The sequence below is a fragment of the Terrisporobacter glycolicus ATCC 14880 = DSM 1288 genome (assembly GCF_036812735.1).
GTDB classification, from domain to species: domain Bacteria; phylum Bacillota; class Clostridia; order Peptostreptococcales; family Peptostreptococcaceae; genus Terrisporobacter; species Terrisporobacter glycolicus.
This window is the reverse complement of the sequence record NZ_CP117523.1, coordinates 3,419,402-3,440,041: the sequence shown is the minus strand read 5'-3', so window position 1 is coordinate 3,440,041 and position 20,640 is coordinate 3,419,402. Positions and strand designations below refer to the sequence as shown.

The 20,640-nt window shown below is 27.9% G+C and carries 13 protein-coding genes; 9 read left to right on the top strand and 4 right to left on the bottom strand.

The window, feature by feature from the left end; genetic code table 11:
• Positions 1–25 precede the first annotated feature (25 nt).
• A complete protein-coding gene (locus TEGL_RS16845) occupies positions 26–1,840 on the top strand; it encodes a DUF262 domain-containing protein (RefSeq protein ID WP_018591640.1) in 1,815 nt (604 codons plus the stop codon).
• A gap of 39 nt (positions 1,841–1,879) precedes the next feature.
• On the opposite strand, the gene TEGL_RS16840 is transcribed toward TEGL_RS16845, so the two are convergent.
• Genes TEGL_RS16840 through dndC form a run of 3 tightly spaced genes read right to left on the bottom strand, consistent with a single transcriptional unit; the run spans position 1,880 to position 5,878 of the window.
• Positions 1,880–2,263 (bottom strand): DndE family protein, encoded by a 384-nt coding sequence (locus TEGL_RS16840; protein WP_018591639.1) that lies wholly within the window; start codon positions 2,261–2,263, stop codon positions 1,880–1,882.
• A gap of 2 nt (positions 2,264–2,265) precedes the next feature.
• Positions 2,266–4,425, bottom strand: coding sequence for a DNA sulfur modification protein DndD (dndD, locus tag TEGL_RS16835; protein ID WP_018591638.1), 2,160 nt, complete (start codon positions 4,423–4,425; stop codon positions 2,266–2,268).
• Complete coding sequence (gene dndC, locus TEGL_RS16830) at positions 4,415–5,878, bottom strand: DNA phosphorothioation system sulfurtransferase DndC (RefSeq protein ID WP_018591637.1); 1,464 nt, start codon at positions 5,876–5,878, stop codon at positions 4,415–4,417. The genes dndD and dndC overlap by 11 nt, the downstream gene beginning before the upstream one ends.
• 383 nt (positions 5,879–6,261) lie before the next feature.
• Between dndC and TEGL_RS16825 the strand changes: the two genes are divergently transcribed.
• From TEGL_RS16825 to TEGL_RS16815, 3 genes are all read left to right on the top strand, one after another.
• A complete protein-coding gene (locus TEGL_RS16825; protein WP_018591636.1) occupies positions 6,262–6,528 on the top strand; it encodes an LPD28 domain-containing protein in 267 nt (88 codons plus the stop codon).
• Positions 6,529–6,742: 214 nt separating this feature from the next.
• Complete coding sequence (locus TEGL_RS16820; protein WP_018591635.1) at positions 6,743–7,342, top strand: GNAT family N-acetyltransferase; 600 nt, start codon at positions 6,743–6,745, stop codon at positions 7,340–7,342.
• Positions 7,343–7,814: 472 nt separating this feature from the next.
• Positions 7,815–10,625 (top strand): DEAD/DEAH box helicase, encoded by a 2,811-nt coding sequence (locus TEGL_RS16815; RefSeq protein WP_018591634.1) that lies wholly within the window; start codon positions 7,815–7,817, stop codon positions 10,623–10,625.
• A gap of 28 nt (positions 10,626–10,653) precedes the next feature.
• Here the strand turns inward: TEGL_RS16815 and TEGL_RS16810 are convergent, their stop codons facing one another.
• Positions 10,654–11,046 (bottom strand): (deoxy)nucleoside triphosphate pyrophosphohydrolase, encoded by a 393-nt coding sequence (locus TEGL_RS16810; protein WP_018591633.1) that lies wholly within the window; start codon positions 11,044–11,046, stop codon positions 10,654–10,656.
• Positions 11,047–11,215: 169 nt separating this feature from the next.
• Between TEGL_RS16810 and TEGL_RS16805 the strand changes: the two genes are divergently transcribed.
• The 5 genes from TEGL_RS16805 (at position 11,216) to TEGL_RS16785 (ending at position 20,523) form a co-directional block, all read left to right on the top strand.
• Positions 11,216–15,259 (top strand): hemoblobin-interacting domain-containing protein, encoded by a 4,044-nt coding sequence (locus TEGL_RS16805; protein ID WP_018591632.1) that lies wholly within the window; start codon positions 11,216–11,218, stop codon positions 15,257–15,259.
• 63 nt (positions 15,260–15,322) lie between these two features.
• Positions 15,323–16,360, top strand: a complete 1,038-nt coding sequence (locus TEGL_RS16800) for an FAD:protein FMN transferase (RefSeq protein ID WP_018591631.1) — start codon at positions 15,323–15,325, stop codon at positions 16,358–16,360.
• Between the two features lie 371 nt (positions 16,361–16,731).
• Positions 16,732–17,400, top strand: a complete 669-nt coding sequence (locus TEGL_RS16795; protein ID WP_018591630.1) for a hypothetical protein — start codon at positions 16,732–16,734, stop codon at positions 17,398–17,400.
• A gap of 53 nt (positions 17,401–17,453) precedes the next feature.
• A complete protein-coding gene (locus TEGL_RS16790; RefSeq protein WP_018591629.1) occupies positions 17,454–17,756 on the top strand; it encodes a hypothetical protein in 303 nt (100 codons plus the stop codon).
• Between the two features lie 70 nt (positions 17,757–17,826).
• A complete protein-coding gene (locus tag TEGL_RS16785) occupies positions 17,827–20,523 on the top strand; it encodes a M20/M25/M40 family metallo-hydrolase (RefSeq protein ID WP_018591628.1) in 2,697 nt (898 codons plus the stop codon).
• Positions 20,524–20,640 lie beyond the last annotated feature (117 nt).

Below are 20,640 nucleotides of genomic sequence, written 5' to 3'. Positions count from 1 at the left end.
AGGTATAATTGGGAGGATAAATTTATTGAGTTTTTTATTTGAAAATTGGAATGTAGGTTCATTATTGACCAATAACAAGAGAATATTAAAAATACCTAGATATCAAAGAGATTATTCGTGGGAAAAAAAAGAAGTATCAGAGTTTATAAATGATATTTTAAAAGGATTAAAAATTGTTGATAGCAAAGTTAAAACAAGTGATTATTTTTTTGGAACAGCATTATTAGCAGGAAATAATGAAGAACAAGGCGGAGAACTTGAAGTTATTGATGGTCAACAAAGAATAACAACAATGACAATATTATTATCAGCTTTAGCTAAAACATTTTATGAAATACCAGAAAAAAAATTGGGAGATAAAGTATGGGAATATGTTATGGCAGAGGATGATGATGGAGATATATATAATATATTGTCTACAGATACAAAAGGTGACTTTTTTGAATATCTAATCCAAATGAAAGGTAAGTGTAAAAAAAATCCCGTAGATGAGGAGCAAGAAAGAATATTATTGGCATATGATGAATTTAGATCTATATTATCTGAAGAAAATCTTAAAAAAAGATTAGAAAAGATACATAAGAGTGAAAGTTTTAGAGATATAGAATATGTTGAGTTATTAAAAGGAATAAGGCATCAATTGATAGGAAGTAAAATAATATGTATTATTGTAACTGACAGAAAAGATTCAAATACAATATTCGAAATATTAAACGGAAGAGGCAAGAAATTAGATTCTATAGACATAATTAAAAATACAATCTTTAAAGAGTTGAATACTGTGAATCCTACAGATCATGCGTATAATGTATGGTGTAATATAAAAGATAATTTACTTCATGAAGATAGTGCTGTTGAATTTCCAGTATTTTTTAATCATTATTGGAAATCAAAATATAAGAATAGTAGTGAAAATGAAATTTATTCTGATTTTATAAATCTAGTTAATAAGTCTGGATACAAAGACTTTATAGAAGATATGGAGTATATGTCTAAAATTTATATGAAACTATTGTTTCCGGCTAGACAACATTATGGTAATAAACAACAGTATGATTATATAGTAGAACACTTAGAGTACTTTAATAATACATTAGACGTTTCTCAAGTAAGGATAGCATTACTATCATTATTTAGCTGTAGATTTACATATAAATATATTGAAGTTCATAAAAAATCTATGTTTGTAGAAAACGAAAAAGGCATATTAAGTGGAAAGAAATTTAAAGAGATATTAACTTATTTACATCAATTTCATTTTGTATATATAGGATTATGTGGAAAAAGAGGTTCTGCGCTTACAAATAAATTTACTAATTTTTCGAAGTGTTTATTTAATTCAAAGACGAAAGATGAAGTAAATAAAGCGATAGATAATCTAAAACAAGAATTGGATAGTATATACCCATCTTATTCAGAATTTGAAGAGGCTTTCATAAAATTAGAGTTTAGGGAAAAGAGTGTTAAAAGGAAAACAAACAAAGTTAAAAAAAATAATATGCTTTCAAAGTATGTTTTATATAATATTGAAAAATATTACTCAGATGAGGATGTACAAAAGAGAAATGGATCTGTAGAACATATATTACCTGAGAATAAAGAAGATGAAAATACCTTTAACATAGGGAATTTAATTCTACTTGAAAATTATATAAATTCAAAAATAGGTGATGATGAATTTAGCAAAAAAATAGATGCATATGATGAATCTGATTATAAGTTTATAAATAAATTTATAGAAGAATACAAATCTGTTAAAGAATTCAATAAAAATAAAATAGAAGAAAGAGCTAAAAAATTAGCAAAAGTATTTTACGAAGATGTATTAAAAAGAAAATAATTAAAAGCCTCTACTTAAAATATTTAAGTAGAGGCTTTTTTATATACTAATATCATTTTGTATTATCTGATTAATAAAATGTTCCATGTTACTAGAATAATTATATCGATTCTTCAACATAACAGCACCACGATCAATATGAAGTTTAGCATGAGTAGGGAAGTACTCATCGTCAGTAAGATGCTTGCCGGCATGTTGTTCTATCAGAGTTTTAAATAATAAATCATATTGAGCTGTAATAGTTTGTCTATTAAGTTCAAGGCCATTATTATCAAGACTCTTATAATTTTCAATTGGTTCATTATTAGTTAGAGACATTGAAATAGCTAGCTTAGATAAAGCAAATGGTTTTAAGTTCATTCGACTACCTAACTCTTCAAATATCTCTTTTGTTTCTAATGAAGTTTTAAGTCTAAATCCCATAATTACACCTCAAAAAAGTATCCTTTACTTTGTATTGTTTTTCTATTTTTATCATCATATTCGATTAGATATTCACCGTTTAATTTTGGTTTGATTTCTCTATACGACTTCTCATCAATTTCTGTATTTGTAGATAGTATAATAACTTGATTACTAATACTAGATAAATATTCACTAGTAATATTATTTCTATGAGTTTCATCTATCCTAGCATAAGGAGTATCTATAATAAATGGTATTTCTATATCGGATGACTTAATTAAAGCCCAATATAGACAAAGTATATAGATTTGTTTTTCTCCACTAGAGAATCCGTTAATATCAATTTTTGTTCTCAAATCTAGGAATGAAGATTGAGTATTATTTTTTATAGCAGATGATAGATCAGTTTTATTTTCAACATTATATATTTCAAATAAATCTTGGAAGAATAGCTTACCTAATTTTTTCTCCATTTCATCATAGCCTATGTTACTAATTAAATTTTCTATTTCTAAAGAAGAGTACATTTTATTTATATATAACGAAACATTAAATTTACTATCTACATTAATAAAGTCAATGAAATTATCTTTTTGTATAATTTTTTTGAATATAGTCATAAAATTATTTTGAATTTCTTTAATCTTATTATCTGTTAAAGTTGATACAATATCATCTAACATAAGAATAAGATTATCAGACATATCAATAATTTTATTAGCTTGAAGAAGTTCAGTATACTTAGCTTTAGACTTATCTCTTTCAGTATTCATAGCATCAATTTTATTAGTTAAAAGTTCAAATTTACTATTTAGTATATTTTTGTTTTCACTTAATTTAGCTATTTGAGTAGTTAAATCTGATAGAGAATCTAAATATACATTTAAGGAGTTGTCCTCTAAGCTAGCATTTAGTTTTTGCCTTATTTCTGCTAACTCATTAGCAATATTCCTAAGTTCATCAAATAAATCTAGAGTACTTTTGTTATCTGTAGATAAAATTGTTTTTATCAGACTAGATAAAGTGCTATTTTCCTCACTGGATAAATTATATATAGTTTCTAAATGGTCACCATATCCATCAGGCTTAATATCTTCTACTAAAGAATCAGAAACAGTTACAGCAACTGAATCTAATACAGAATCATCAATTTTTCCTAAAAGAATATTTTTTATATATTTCATATTAAGTTTATCTTTTAAATGATTATATAGTAAACTTTCATTTTCTGTTTTTAATTGTTTTTCAAGATTTAGTAGGTTATTTTTAACAATTAAAAAAGGAAGCATTTCATTACAGAAATCTTTTATATTCTGATTAATAAAACTTCTTCTTGATTCAAGTTGAACAATTCGAGCATTAAAAGAGTCTCTTTCTTCAGCTAAAAGTCCACCTTTTTTTCTGAAATCATTGTTTAATTTAACTTGGTCTTGTTGTAAATCTTCTAATTCATTTGAAAGATTTTGAAGATCGTTACTTAGTATTTCTTCCTCAGTACATAATTGACGAAGTTTATCTTCTAAGTTTAGATAATTTTCTTTTGCTATTTCAATTTCGTCACTAGAGTTTTTGCTACTTCTGTTATTTGAGATGATTGTATTCTTTAATACTTCAAAAGTATCAAAATTACATAGAGATAACAGAGATTCTTTTAAATGAACATTAGAGTTTTTACCTATGAAAAACTCAGATAAATGTTCACCATCAAAGAAGAAAAATTCAAATATCTTAGGTGATATTATTGACGTAATATAATTTTCAAAGTAATTTAACTCTTCTTCATCTAAAGGAGAAGTAGAGTGGTTTTTATAAACATAGAATTTCTCATTCAATTTTTTATCTTCATAAGTCCATTCTCTTGATAATGTATAAGTATTTTTTTCTGTATTCTCAGTTAATTCAATATCTATAGATACAAATGCATCAACACTATCATTTTTTAATGAATTATTATTTATATTTGATTTAATTTTAGAAATATATGAAGAATTAAATCCTTGATATTTATATGCAATAGGTCCATAAATACACACCTTAATAGCTTCAAATATTGTTGATTTACCTGCGCCGTTTTTACCACCAACAAGAATAATATTTTTATCATTAGTAGTAGTAAAATCAAATACAGTTTCTTCTTCATAAGATCTAAAGTTTTTTAATACAAGTTTATTAATCTTCATAATTTAGCTCCTTGCTACTTTCTGCTTCGATCTTTTCTACTATATCTTGATGTAGCCATTGTTGATTTAATATTTTATTAACTGAGTTCTTTAATTTAGTATTGTTGCTAAAATGTTTAAATTTATTAGAGTCAATTAATAATTTACTAAATAAGTCAGTATCTACTTTATACTCACTGCATTTTTGATTTACTATATCAAGAGTAGAAGGATCAAACATAGGCTTTTTATATTCTGACCATGGAAGTTCTTTTCCTATTACTTCTTTGTAAATTTTTAAAAGAGTAGCAGATGTTAAGTCTTCTTCATCATCCCATATATCATTTATTGCTTTAAGTTCATCTAATGTTATTAACTCAAGTTCAGGATAAAACTTTTGCATTTCAATTTGAGTTTCTAATAATTTTATTAAAATCTTTTGTCTTGCTTCAAAAGTAAAAGGTCCCATCATTATCCTTCCATCTCTTTTTATAACAGCACCATTTCTTTTATGCATTTTTCTATTTTCAGGAATATCTCTGTTTTCTAATATCCATTTTCTGAACTCAACAAGTGGTTTTAGTTCATCATGTCCAGATTCTATAAATCCGTTTAAAGATTTGTCTTCTTTAACTACAGTACAAATCCAACATCCAAATCTACTATTACCACAACTACTTTTTGCAGTTGACTCATCAGCTATAAATGGACATTCTCCAGAATCACCAGTACCTTTAAGGTATAAGTTAAATAACTCCATAGTATCTGTTCCCCAACAAGTAGCTGGATGGTCAAATATATCATCAGGAGTAGGAACTGTATTTTCGTTAGAGTTAACTAAAACGTCCCAAACATCAGCAGTAGTAAAATCAACTATAGGTGTATAAACATATGCTAATTTGTTTTTACTTCTTAATGTTTTATGAGGTGTTAAAAGATAACCATCGATTTCTCTTTTTTCTATTCTCGCTTTTCTTGCAATACTTTCATCTTTACGTACACCAAGTATTACAACAACGTCTTCTTTTTCTAATTGTTTTTTTATAAAGTCATTAGAAGGCTTAATTTTAAGTCTTTCTGTACACCATCTATATTGTATAGATTTTGGCGTTGGGTATCCTTTACCGATTATATTAGACCAGTAAGTATTAGTTGATTCAGGTTGAACAACTGTAGCCTCAACTGGTAAATCTAATTCCTTAGCACTTTCATTTATTTTTTTTATATTATAATTTAAAAAGTTTAGGATAACTGGATTTTCTATTAATGTATCTGACGATACGATATAAACTGGTTTAATTCTTTTTTCTTTAGGAAGTCTCATTAACATCCTAAATGTTAACTCTGTGCAAACTGTACTATCTTTTCCACCACTATAACCTATAATCCAAGGTCTATTATCATTAAGATATACGGCTTGCATTTCGTCGTATATACTTTCTATTGAATTTTCATCTAAAAAATTAGCAGCCATATATTCAAATCCTTTCTGTTTTTTTAGAAAATAATCCTTTTTTATAAAAATGGATCACTTATCATTATAGCACATTTTTTGACTTATATCATGATTAGATGACTTTATTTATGTGGAATTATTATGATAATATTATCTATGAAGAACATATTTAAGAATAATGTATTTGGAGTATTAAAGATAGAATGATAGAGTAGATTGAATTTTATGCGATATTAAGTGATTTTATAAATTTAGAATGAAATAGAGTATCTTTAAAATTTGATAATACTATGATTTATAGGGATGCTTGTAAAATTAAAAAATTATAAGATTTAGTATATAAAGACACAGAAAGAAATGAGGTATATAATTTATATATTAGCATTTAAGGAGAATTTAATATGCAACCAGTAAATTTTAAAGACATAGAATTTGAACCCATTACCATATGTGGAATAGAAGGACCATTTACTAGTCTAAGAGTTGACAAATATACAATATCAGAAGGGTACAATAAATACTCCATAAGACACAGTGACGAAGGAGACCAATGGTTTTGCACACTAGAAAAATTCGTGTTGGCAAATCATTGTGGTGATTTTATAACAAAAGAAGATATACATATCAACCACTGTATTTATATAGAAGAGAATTACAGTTTTAAATAACATCATAATAATTTTCAAATAAGTTCACATGTGATATAGTGGTTGATAAGAGGCTTCAAAGTGCAACATACAAGAGTGTATCAAAAAAATATCACTCTGAAATCATATTTTACAATACAAATAACAAGAAAAAATGTATTTTACCATACAATTGAAATCAAAAATAACAAAAACACAATAAGGAGTTGGAACTATTTTATATACAGAAAAGGATTTGAGCATATCCAGAAGAGGAATCTCAAAAATACTAGCAAAAGAATTTTATGATGACACACTATACACTTACATACTGCAAAACAACAAAACAAGATTAAAAGCACTGGGAAAATTTTTTTATTGCTACACAAATATGTACCCAACAGGAACCATAGTATCACCATCAAAAGATGCCCAGGCCATAGGATACATATTTTACAATAAGCACAATATAAAAAAATCAACCCAACTATATAACTTAATAAAATATTCAACAAAGCTTATATCAATGATGAAGCATATATCAATAAAAGAATTTATAAGATTTGGAAAAGCCATATACAACAATTCATCAGCATGGATAGACGAATTTGTAAAAGGTGAATTTATACACATAGACCTAATAGTTGTGGATGAAAAATACAGAAATAAAGGATTAGCTAAGGAAATAATAAAAAGTGTTTTTGAAGAGGCAGACAAAGAAAATATAGTGGTCACACTGGAAACACAAAATCTTACCAATGTTCATATATATAAACATTTTGGTTTTGAAGTAGTAAAGAAGCAACAATATGAAAAGTTAACACAATATTGTATGATAAGAAAACCTAATAATTAGAGAATCAACTGCAATGATGTACTTTAGAATCATATATTAGATTAAATAATACGGCAATATTAATAGAGCGAATATCTAAAAGTGTAAAGAAAAAAAGATGGCAACGCCATCTTTTAATAACATAATTCATACTCGGGGAAAGTAGAATATTATGTAAATTATAATTCTTATGATAAAACAAAGTTACTTTTTCTAAGGGTTAAAAAACAAAAAGTCAGAAGGTATAAGCCTTCTGACTTTTTTATATTTTCATAATATAGTTATCATTTATAATTAAATAGTAAAACATTTCCATATAATTGTAAAGCGTTTTTTAAAAAATAAAATCTAGCTTATAAACTGTTATCTGAGTATTTACTATATAAGAAATAAATGAAATAATTACTAATGAAAATCCATAGGACTAAGGTCTATGGATTATTTTTTTATGATATAATTCAAGCATATACTTACAAAAATCAGGGGGAAATTAATGCAACAAACAAATGAGCTAATAATAAATTCAAAACACAACAACTTGCTAAACGAACTGAAGAAAAGCTTAAAAGAATGTAAATCATTTTATTTCTCTGTAGCATTTATAAACTACAGTGGTTTACAACTTTTATTAGATACATTAAAAGAAGTAGAAGAAAAAAAGGTAAAAGGAAAAATAATAACTACAACTTATTTGAACTTTACAGAACCAAAAGCATTGGAAAGAATGCAAGAATTCGAAAATATAGATATGAAAATATTCATAGCAGACAATAAAGTAGGTTTTCATACAAAGGTATATATTTTTGAAAACGAAAATGACTACAAAATAATAATAGGATCATCAAATCTAACTCAAAGCGCATTAAAAAGCAATGTGGAGTGGAATGTAAAAGTTCTTTCCAAAGAAGGAGCTCCATTTATTGAACATGTACTGAAAGAGTACAACAATCTATGGGATATGAGTTCTGAGTTAAATGATGAAGTTCTACAAAGATATATGTTGTTTTTAAATGAAATCAAAAGGACAGAAGTAAGAAGACAAATGGTTTTTGAAAATTTAAAACCTATAAGTCCTAATAAAATGCAAAAAAGAGCCATGGAAAACTTAGAAAGACTTAGAGCTCATGGAGAAAATAAGGCTTTGGTTATTGCAGCTACTGGAACGGGAAAAACTTATATGTCAGCCTTTGATGTAATGCAATATAAGCCTAAGACTATGCTATTTATAGTTCATAGAGAAGAAATTTTAAAGAAAGCTAAAGACACTTTTGAGAAATTATTTAAGAATAGAAATATAAAAACTGGTCTGTTTACAGGTAATGCAAAGGATAGAGAAGCTAATTATTTATTTGCTACTATTCAAACTATGAACAGGTATTATGAGGAATTTGATAAAAATTATTTTGATTATATTATAATTGATGAGGCTCATCATGGTGCCAGTGATTCTTATTTAAATGTGTTAGGTCATTTTGAACCAAAATTTACTTTAGGAATGACTGCCACACCGGAAAGATGTGACAGCCTTAGCGTATTTGAGTTATTTGACAACAATGTGGCTCTAGAAGTTAGGCTACATGAGGCTTTGGATGAAGACTTGGTTATACCATTCCATTATTTCGGCGTTACGGATATAGAAGGAGTGGATTTGGAAGATGTTAATTTAGATGATAAATCACAGTTGGCACAGCGTCTAATGATAAATAGAAGAGTTGATTTTATTATAGAAAAAATGAATTTCTACGGCCATGATGGAAACTTTAGAAAGCTGTTAGGTTTCTGTGTAAATATAGAACATGCTAAATATATGGCTGAAGAATTTAATAAAAGAGGAATTAACAGTGTGGCTCTAAGTGGTGAGGATACTGTTGCTAAAAGAGATGAATATATAAAAAGATTAGAAAGTGATAAAGATGATTTACAAGTTATTTTTACAGTGGATATTTTCAATGAAGGAGTTGATATACCTTCTGTAAATACTGTTTTAATGTTAAGACCTACTAATTCACCTATTATTTTTATTCAACAACTGGGTAGAGGTCTTAGAAAAAGTGGCAGCAAAGAGTTTTTAACAGTGCTTGACTTTATAGGAAATCACAACAAAACTTTTTTAATAGCCATAGCGTTAAATGGAGCTAGATATTATGACAAGGATAGTTTAAAGGTGGCTGTGGCTACTGATTTTGCTGATGTGCCAGGATGTACTCATATTCAAATAGATCAAATATCAAAAGATAGAATTTTGGAGCAAATTGATAAAGAAAACTTTAGAGATTTGAAATATTTAAGAGAAGAATATAATCAGTTTAAGATTTTATGTGGTGGAAAAATTCCATATATGTTACTTGATTATGTAAAATATGACGGTGCGCCAGATCCTGTCAAGTTTATTGATAAAGAAGGAACTTATTTAGGATTTGTGGCAAAAACAGAGAAGGATGATGAATTAAAAGAATTATTATTAAATGAGGATTTCGAAAAAATCTTAAAAGAACTTAACACAAGTTTACCTTTAAAAAGAATAAATGAATTTGTCATATTAAAATATTTGTTAAATCACAACAGTATTTCTCTGGAAATAGCTAAAAATGAGATTTTAAAATATATAAATAATATGGATGAGGATAGTGTAAAACATGCTTTTGAATGTTTAAATCATCAGTACTGGGATTCTGTAATGATTAGGCAAAAAATGAAGTTAATAGAGTATAAAGAAGATACTTTATATAGAACTGACAGATTTGAAGCTATAATAAACAAGAAAGAATACAAAAAATATATGGAAGATGCTATTAATTACGGTATTTTCAGATATGAAAAAGAATTCCAAGAAGAGTACTATGGTGTGCCATTCTTAAAGTTATATGAGCAGTATAAAATGGTGGATTTAGCTTTATTGTCTAATTACAGAAAGATACACTCTTCATTTAGAGGAAGTGGACTTTTATCAAATGGTAAGGAATATTTCTTGTTTATAGATCTTCACAAAGAAGAAGGAATAGAAGAGAGAATCAACTATAAGGACAAGTTTTTAAGTGAAAACTACTTCCAATGGCAAAGTCCAAACGCAACTAAGCAAGATTCAGACAGAGGAAAGAACATAATTTTCAACAAAGATAGAAATGTAAATTTACATTTATTTGTGAGAAAATACAAAGAAATAGATAAAAAGGCTCAACCTTATATTTATATTGGAAAAGGTGACACAGTAGAGTATGAAGGAGAAAAGCCTATTACAGTAAAATTAAAACTTCAAAATGAAGTTCCTACAAAAATTTATAGAGAGTTTGTTGAAAAGATTTAGATAGAAAAAATAGAGGGCATTTTGTCCTCTATTTTTTTATAAGATTTTCCACAATAGGCACATCAGCAGGAGCCCACACTAAGGAATTTAGATTTTCTTTTTTTAGATAAACCAGCTTAGAATGTTCTCTAGCAACAGGAGTGCCTTCCACTAATTTACACTTAATCCCTATAAGATTTACTATAACTTTTTCATATTCATGAGTATTCTCGTCAAACTCATCAACAGCTTTTACTGTACAGCTTAACTCTTCTTGGATTTCTCTTTCTATAGCTTCAAATAAAGATTCTCCTTCTTCAACTTTTCCACCAGGAAACTCCCATTGGTTGGGAAGAGTCATTTCTGGAGATCTAAGTGCACATAATATTTCCTTATTTTCGTTTTCTATTATGGCAGCAACCACTTTAATTGTCTTTTTCAAAATATCACCTCATACAATAAGATACCATAAATAAGATAAATTTAAAATGTACTAAAAAGCATGAAGAACAAAAATAATTGAAAATAATTATCATTTTCATTGACAAGGAAAATAACTAGACTTAGAATATATGTTGTAAGGAATATTATGGTAAAGGAGAGAGCTAAATATGCATAAAAAAGTAAGAAGCTTGGTACTAGCTTCATTAATCACAGTTAGTTCAACAGGCCAAGTGTTAGCATTATCAAATAGGGAAGTTAGCACAGATACTAGTTCTAAACAAATTAATAAGGTTGTTGTAAAGGATAATGAAAATGATAACAAACTTATTGATGAAGAAAATACAAAAATAGTTAATGTGGAGGGCACAAGCTATACTGTAGTAGATTTAAAACAAGGAAACTTAAGTAATACAGAATTTAAACTTAATGATCAAAAAATAACACCAACACCAGTTACAGATGATGGAAGTATAGTTAAATTTGAAGTTAATCCAACTGAAATTGCTAAGGTTGATGTAATCCAAGGTGATGTTACGGATAGCATAATACTAAATAGTAAGGGCAAAAAATTTACAAAAGTAATAAATAATGAAGCTCCAGATAAAGTACTTGTATCAGGTCCTTTAGATATTTTTGAATATCACCAAACTAATTACGATAAAAATGGAAATGTAAGAACTTTACCATCAAAAACTACATTTAATGTGGTTAATGAAGGTCAGCCAGAAATAGATAAAACTATACCTGCTTTGACTTCTAAAAGAACAAAGCTGGGAGAAGATATTGTAATTAATGTAGATACTGATTTTACTGAATATAAAAATTGGCAAAAAAATATTTATAGTGTGGAAAAAGTATATGAAGGAACAAATACTTCGGCAAAATTACAGTATTCAATAGAAAATGGAAAAGTAATAATAGATGGAAACTCAAGTGCGATTGAGGGTAGAAATGCAATTCATAAAATAAAAATAAAATCTAAAGGATTTAATGATGCCTACGTAAATATTGAAACAATAAAAAAGGCTGGCAAATTACAATTATCTGGTGATTTTAATTTTTGGGCAAATAACGATTTGTTATTTGAACTAGTTGGCTTTAATTATGGAGCAACAAACCCTATATATAAAGTTTTATTAGATGGAAAGGTATTACATGGCGATTGTGTAGATTATCATGTTGTATCCAATCTTGTTAGATTAGAAAATAAAGCTTTATCAAAATTAACAAAAGGAAAGCATACTATAACAATCAAGGCTCATGGATATGAAGATTATACTAGAAACTTTTACTTAGAAGAAGCTCCAAAAGGCAGTAGTAATCCAACTTTAGGTACTAAAGAAGCAAAGTCAGAAAATAGTTCTACAGTAGAATCAAAAGTTACTAATAAATTAGCTGCTAAGTCTAAGCCTACATTTGATGTACTATCAAGTGCAAGTGGTGGAGGCGGAGGCGGATCCACTAGTGAGGGCGGAGCTACAGGATATATTAGAGCAAATTTAGTTTATGATTTTGATTTATTGGCAAATGCCTTTATTTTAAGAAATATAGGAATGTCAACAAAGTACTCTACATCAGTATTGTCTTATTGGAATGCAATGACAAAAGATGCCATATTGACAAAGGGATCTCAAAAGGTGGTAGATTATCAAAACTATAAAAATGCATTAAATGAAGCTTATGAAAGTGATTATTTTACATTTAAAGATTACTATAATAAGTTGGCGGAAAGTGACTATGTAAATAAACCATACTCTGTTAAACATATATTAGAAGATGGTTTGCTCGGAGATGTTAAAAGCTATTCAGAAGAAAATTTAAAAGTAGCACCAAATTTAAAAGTAATCAAATCAGATGGAAATATAATATTATCATATGAAAATAATGAGGAATACACTAAAAATATAGAAAATATAAGAGTAGGAATGACTATCTTAAATAAATCATCCTATGACATATTAGACGGCAAAATAACAATCAAAGATACAAGTAAATTTGCAAAAGGAAGCAATGAAATATCTGTATTAGCCAATGGATACAAAACAAATAAAACAAGTATAGATTTATCACAAGGTGTAGAAACTCTAGTACCTAAAAAAGATGCAGATAACAATATAACAATAGAACTAAAGAATGATTATAAAAATGCTATAAAGGGATTAACTATAAACGGAAAATCCTCATTCAATAATACTCAACTAGGTGGAGACAATGGTGATTATTACTTTATAGACAATACATTAGTATTAAAAAATAAACTATTTAAAGGTAAGGAAGATAAACAACAGACTTTAGCCATAAAAGCTAATGGTTATGAAGATTCTATAACTATATTTACACCAAGTGAATTAAAAACTGTAGATGCAAAGAAGATGGAGATACCATCTTTTGTGAAACTAAACAATAAGAACTCTTATAAACCAAATGAAAGAGTAATTATAGATGTGGAACAAGCTATGAACTCCAACTATAAAAAAGCTATAACTAGTGTATTAGTAGATAATAAGGAAGTTGATTATAAAACGTGTTCAGACGAGTTTTATAGTATAGAACTTTCTGGAGAAAACTTTAGAAAGGCTAAATCTTATAACATAGTTATAAAAGCTAATAATTACAAAGATTATGAAGTAAAACTAGAAGTTAAAGGAGACAATACATCAGTACCTGATATAGAAGTGGAAAAAGATCTTTGGGGAGATTATGCTTTTACAGCAAAAGATGCAGAGTATATTTTTAATATAACGAATGTGTTGGTAAATGATAAAGAATTAGAAGAAGCTAGCAGCTCATTTGCAAGTGAAGGTTTTTATAAAAATGGAAATAAGATAACAATATTATCAACATTAGATGGAGGTAGTAAGGTAGTATTTAAATCTAATGGATATGAAGATTACACTTATAATACTCCATTACTATCAGTAGAAAAAATAAATGTGTCAAAGGACTCAGATGGATATCACAAATTTTCTAATTCTCAGTATAATTGGACAGATAATGTTCAAGTTTATCTAAATGGAAAACTACTTAAAAAAGATGAAGGTTATAAATCAAGTTATGGAGTAGTTACTATTTTACAAAATTTAAAAGAAGGCGATAAATTAAGTATCAAATCTAAGGGCTATGAAGAATATAATTATTCAGTAGAATCATTTGAGAATAAAGTAAAAGCTGAATATAACTCATATAGCCATAGATATTCATTTAATTCAGCTGATGATAATTGGAAAAATAAAATTACATCAGTAAAAATAAATGGGAATGAAATAGAAAAAAGCACAGATCTTTCACCGACAAAAGGATATAAATTAAACTACTCAGGAGGAATAGACATATATGAATCTTTAGAAAATGGTGATAAATTAGAAATAAAAGCAGATGGGTACAAAGACTATATTTATGAAAATACTAAAATAACAGCCAAAGATGTAGAAATAAAAGTTGATGACAAATTCAATGCAATGAATGGAATAAGTGCAATTGATAGTGATGGAAGTGATATAACTGACAAAATTAAAGTAGTAGAAAATACAGTAGATACAACAAAAGCAGGAGAATACAAGGTTGTATATAATGTTAAAGGAGTCTTAGGAGGAAGTGTATTAAAAACAATAAAAGTAACAGTAAAAAACAATGAGAAACCAGTAATAAAAGTTTCTACACCAACTGCTAAAGTAGATGTTGCATCCTATAATAGCAACAAAATTACTTGGAATAAAGTATCAAAAGCAAGTGGCTACCAAGTGTACAGATCAACAAGTAAAGATGGAAAATATGCTTCAATAAAGACAATAAAAAGTGGCAGTACTGTAAGTTACACAGATGCAAAATTAACAACAGGAAAAACATATTACTATAAAGTAAGAGCATATAAGACAGTGAATGGAAGTAAAACTTATAGTAGTTACTCAAAAATAGTTTCTGCAAAACCAAAACTTATTACACCTTCTGCAACTTTGAGTTCTAAAAATAAAAAAGTATATGTGAAATGGAATAAAGTATCAGGAGCAAGCGGATACCAGGTATATAGAGCCACAAGTAAGAATGGGAAATATAGCCTTGCAAAAGCTGTAAATAGTAGTACTACATCTTATACAAATACTAGTGTAAGTAAAAATAAAGGATATTACTATAAGGTAAGAGCCTATAAGAAGGTAGACGGAAAGAAGGTTTACAGTTTATATAGTAGTATTAAATATATAAAAGTAAGATAAATTTGTAAAAATGGCTGTCACATAAAATAATTGTGGCAGCCATTTATATTATAGGGAGAAATTATGAAAAAAATATATTTACTATTAATTATTGTTATATCAACAAGTTTAAATTTAGGATGTGAAAAAGATAAAGAATATAGTGATTATAATATGGACATGTACGCTATGGGTTCATACATAAATGTTACTATATACTCTCAAACTACAGTAGATAATCAAATATTTGATAGTATTAAAAATACTATAGTAAATATAGATAATAATATATCTATAAATAATGAGGAAATAATAAGTGAAATAGATAAAATTAATAAAAATGCAGGAAAAAAATACGTTAGTGTAAGTAAGGATACCTTTGAACTAATTGAAGAGTCCATAAAATATGCAAAGGAGACTAATAGACATAATGATATAAGCATTGGAGCAGTGGTGAAACTTTGGAATATAGGATTTGAAAACGCATCTGTTCCAAATGACAAAGACATAGATGGGGCTTTAAAGTTATGCAATATTGATGATATTGAGCTTGATTATAAAAGTAATTCTGTAAAATTGAGAAAACAAGGTATGATAATAGATTTAGGATCCATAGCAAAGGGATATGTGGGAGAAAAAGTGAAGTCTATAATCTTAGATGCAGGTTATGAAAAAGCATTATTAAATATAGGTGGAAATATAGTTTGTGTGGGTACCAAATCAGATAACCTACCTTATAAAGTTGCCATAAGAGATGGGAATAAAGGTAACAATGATTATCTAGGAATACTAGAAGTAGAAAATAAATCAGTAGTTTCATCGGGAATATATGAAAGAAATTTTAAGCAAAATGGAAAGCTATATCATCATATACTTGATACTAATACAGGATACCCAGTAAAAAATGAATTATTAGGTGTAAGTGTAATTAGTGAGAACTCTACTTACTGTGATGCATTATCCACAGCATTGCTTTCTATGGGGGCAAAAGAAGGAATGAAATTCGTGGAAAGTAGAGATAATGTGGAAGCAATATTTATAACTAAAGATAATAAGATTTATTTAAGTAAAGGTATAAGAGATAAATTCAAATTAACATCACAAGATTATAAATTAATGTAGATATACGTTTTAAAATTAGATAGAGAACAGAATAAATTGTTAAAAGATAAGAGTCATCCATTTTGGTTTGGCTCTTATTTTTTTCCAATATGAATGCAAAGGTAACTACTTTAACTAACGAATATCCTTAAAAATAATTAATCAACATTTATGTAGAAATGACGGGATGTAATATATTTTATTCATTAATCTTTTATAATGTTAAAATTAACTATTTATAATTAAATTAAAAAAGTAAGAAAACTTATTGATTTCTGAATATTCATACAATACAATATTAACTAAGAGTTTAATACATATTATATTCTATTTTTAAAATATAAAAAAAATATGTATTAAAAAATATAAGAGGGTATAAGGGGGAATTTAAAATGGCAATGTCAAAATTAGCAACAGGATTACTAGTGACAGCTTTAGCAGGAAGCATAGTTATAGGGGTAAAAAAGTTTGATGGACAAGCAGTAGAAGATGTTAAATCTAATGTATCAGCGATGGAGACCACTTATAAGGACAACGAAAGTAAATTATTACAAAAATATAATGATTTATACAATAAGGCTAAAGAAGAAATATCAAATCTTGAAAAGAAGAAAACTGAACTAGAAGAACAAAAGTCAGCTTTAGAATCTGAAAAAGCTGAATTAAAAGCAGAAATAGAAAAGCTAGAAAATACAACTATTGGGCAAATGAAGAAAGAAAATGAAGCATTAAAAGCAGAAATAGCTGAGCTAAAGGAAGCGTTAGCGGATGCAGAGTCAGAAATTGCCTGGCTAGATGCTGAATTAGTAAAATATGATGAAATGTTAGAAATAAAACATGAGCAGTTGACACAATTAAAAGGAGAAATATCAAACTTAAAAGGTCAATTGGCTGATAGTAATAAAAAATTAAGTGATACAGAAGCAGCTTTAGAAGAAGCTAATGGGGAAGTTATAAAAGCTAATGATGAAGTAGGAAAATTAAAAAAATATACAGAACAAAGACTTGAAGAAATCCCAGATGAATTAGTTGATGTAGATAGTTTACCAACTTTAGATTAATTAATATTACAGACTTAGTATCAAATCTATAAAGATAATAAGGGGGATTATTGATGATAAAAGAAAAAATCATAGCTGGTTTAGTAGCGGGAACTATATCTATGGGAGGCGTATTTTACACTTATGAGACTTTTAGGTTTGATAATATAAGTGATATTTATAACAATTTGGATACTATTATAGAAAAATATGAGGATTTAAAAGAAAATAGAGATGGATTATTAAGTAAATATAATGAGTTATACAATGATTCAAACAGTAAAATAAAAGATTTAGAAAAATCTTTAGGTGAGAAAGAAAAATATATAAAAGAATTAGAAGCAGAGCTTAATAGCAAAGTTGAAAGTAATAATTAAAGGCAAATATGCTGGATAAGTGTTTTTATTTTTTTATATATTTAAAAAATATATAAAAGGGGGAATTATATTGTTTAAATTAAGCAATAAAATATTATCTACATCTATGGCATTGATGTTGATTGCTGCATCCTCGGGTATATCTAATGCACAAATAGACAAAAAGAATGTGAGTGGGGTTATATGTTCTGAGCAAAATCAGTTTTTAAATTCCATTGATGGAAGTAGGGCTTTTAACCACATAAGATACTTGGCAGACACTATAGGGCCAAGGATTGTAGGTACAAACGAGGAGTACCAAGCTGCACAATATATCAAAAAACAATTTGATAAATTAGGTTATGATTCAGAAATTCAAGAATTTAGTTATGCTTCAGGAAAAGGGGCTTCTTCTTTAAAATTAGGACAAGAAGTTATAAATTCATCAGCATTTACAGGTTCTAAAGCTACGGATGGGGAGATAAGTAGTGAAATAGTATATTGTAATCTAGGAAGTGAAGAAGATTTTGCAAAGGTAGATGTTAAAGGGAAAATAGCATTTGTTGAAAGAGGAACTGTATCTTTCGTAGATAAAGTTACAAATGCAGCAAATGCAGGAGCTGTTGCACTAGTAATGTACAATAATACTAGTGGGATTTCTACAGGATCAGTAGGAGATGTATCTGTACCAGCAGTAGGAATAGAAAGACAAGCTGGTTTATCTCTATTTGAAAAATTAAATAAAGGCGAATCAGTAAAGCTATCTTTAGAAGTAGGTAAATCACCATCTACAACTTCTTGGAATGTAGTTGCTAAACAAGGAGCAAGAGGAAATGATAGTGAAAATACTGATGAAATAGTATATATAAGTGCTCACCTTGATAGTGTAGCAAAAGCTCCTGGTGCAAATGATAATGCTTCAGGTGTGGCAGCAATGATTGAAATTGCAAATGCTATAAAAGATTTAGATACAGATAGAGAAATAAGATTTATAGCTTGTGGAGCAGAAGAAGTTGGCCTAAAAGGTTCTGCAGCTTATGTAAAAACTTTAAGTAAGGACGAATTAGATAGAAGCATAGGAAACTTTAACTTAGACATGGTTGCTACTAATTACGAGGCATGCTCAGAGTTAGCAGTATATACAAATAAAGGTGTTAAAAATGTAGTTACAGACGCAGTTAAAGAAGCAGGAAAAAGATTAGAAAGCAATAGTACAAACTTTACAAGCTATGATGGAAACCATGAAGTTAAAAAAGATGGAAATTTAGTTTCAATGGGATCTTCAGATCACGTATCCTTTGATAATGTGGGTATACCATCAGCATTATTTATAAACGGTGATCCAGAAAAGCTACATGACCCAAGATCTGCTTTAGAGCCATATTATCATAAACCAACTGATCATACAGAGCATGCTAGCCAAGAAAGACTAGAAAGAACTATAAAATTAATAGGTTCAGCTATATATGAAACTGTTGATACATATCATGAGAATTTAATAAGCATAGATAATATGATGAAAGATCTAGAAGTATTAGCTGGTAAGGATAATGCTAGAGTTACTGGTTTTGAAGGGGAACATGATGCAGCAAATTATATAGCAAGTCAATATAAAGCTATGGGACTTAAAACTAGAAAACAAATAATAAATGGTATAGATGGATTTATGTCTGAAGGTTCAACTGTAAAAGTTGGAAATAAAGAACTAAGTTCAAAAACACTTACATATTCTAATGCAACAAATGGTGTACTTGAAGGTGATTTAGTTTATTGTGGTTTAGGAAAACCAGAGGAAATAAATAACGTAAAAGGTAAAATTGCTCTTATTAAAAGAGGAGATATATCTTTCGCTGAAAAAGTAGATAATGCAACAGCAAAAGGGGCATCTGGTGTTATTATTTACAATAATGCTAGTGGAGATTTAAATGGAACTTTAGGTGAATATAGTTCAAAGAGAATTCCATCAACTTCACTGACTTTATCAGATGGAGATGCATTAGTATCTAAATTAGCAAATGGAGAAAAGATAGAAGTTTCTATGGAAGTAAAAACATCAGTAGAAACTGACAGTTATTCTTACAACGTAATTGCTTCTTTACCAGCAGCTAAAAATTCAAGAACTGCACAAACAATAGTAATAGGAGCTCATATGGATAGTGTACAAACTCCTGGTGCAAATGATAATGGTTCAGGAACAGTTTCAATAATAGAAGCTGCAAGAATATTATCTAGACCAGAAATAGCTAGCCAATTAAAATACAATATAGAATTTGTTAACTTTGGTGCAGAAGAAATAGGTCTTATAGGATCAAAAGAATATGTTAAGAGTTTACAAGATTCAGGAAGAGTAAATAAAGTAAAATCTATGATCAATTTAGATATGGTTGGTGTTGGTAATAATATGGTAATGTGGAACTCTAATAAAAACTCAAACCATGAAGTTACTGATTTAACTAAGAAAATGGCTAGTCAACTAGGTTATTTAAATATGTCTACGACTAAAGATTTACATAGTACATCTAGTGATCATGCACCATTTGAATCAGTAGGTATACCATCTACATTTATAGGATATACATTAGATGAAAATGGTACACTTGATCAATATTATCACACAAAAGGTGATAAGATAGAGACTATAAATCCTAAGTGGTTATATAATTCTGTAGATGTAGTAATAAACTCTGTAATTGAAATGCAGTCTCAACCTGATAGAGTAGGTGCAAAGGCATTAATAGCTAATTATAATGTAGATAAAGTAGAAAAAGAAAATTTAATATCAAAATAATAATTTATTTCTAGTTTAGATATTAATCCCCTCAATATTATGTTATAAGTCATCATATTGAGGGGATTTAAATTTATAAGTTAACATATAAAAAGATGGGTATAAATTAAAAATGAA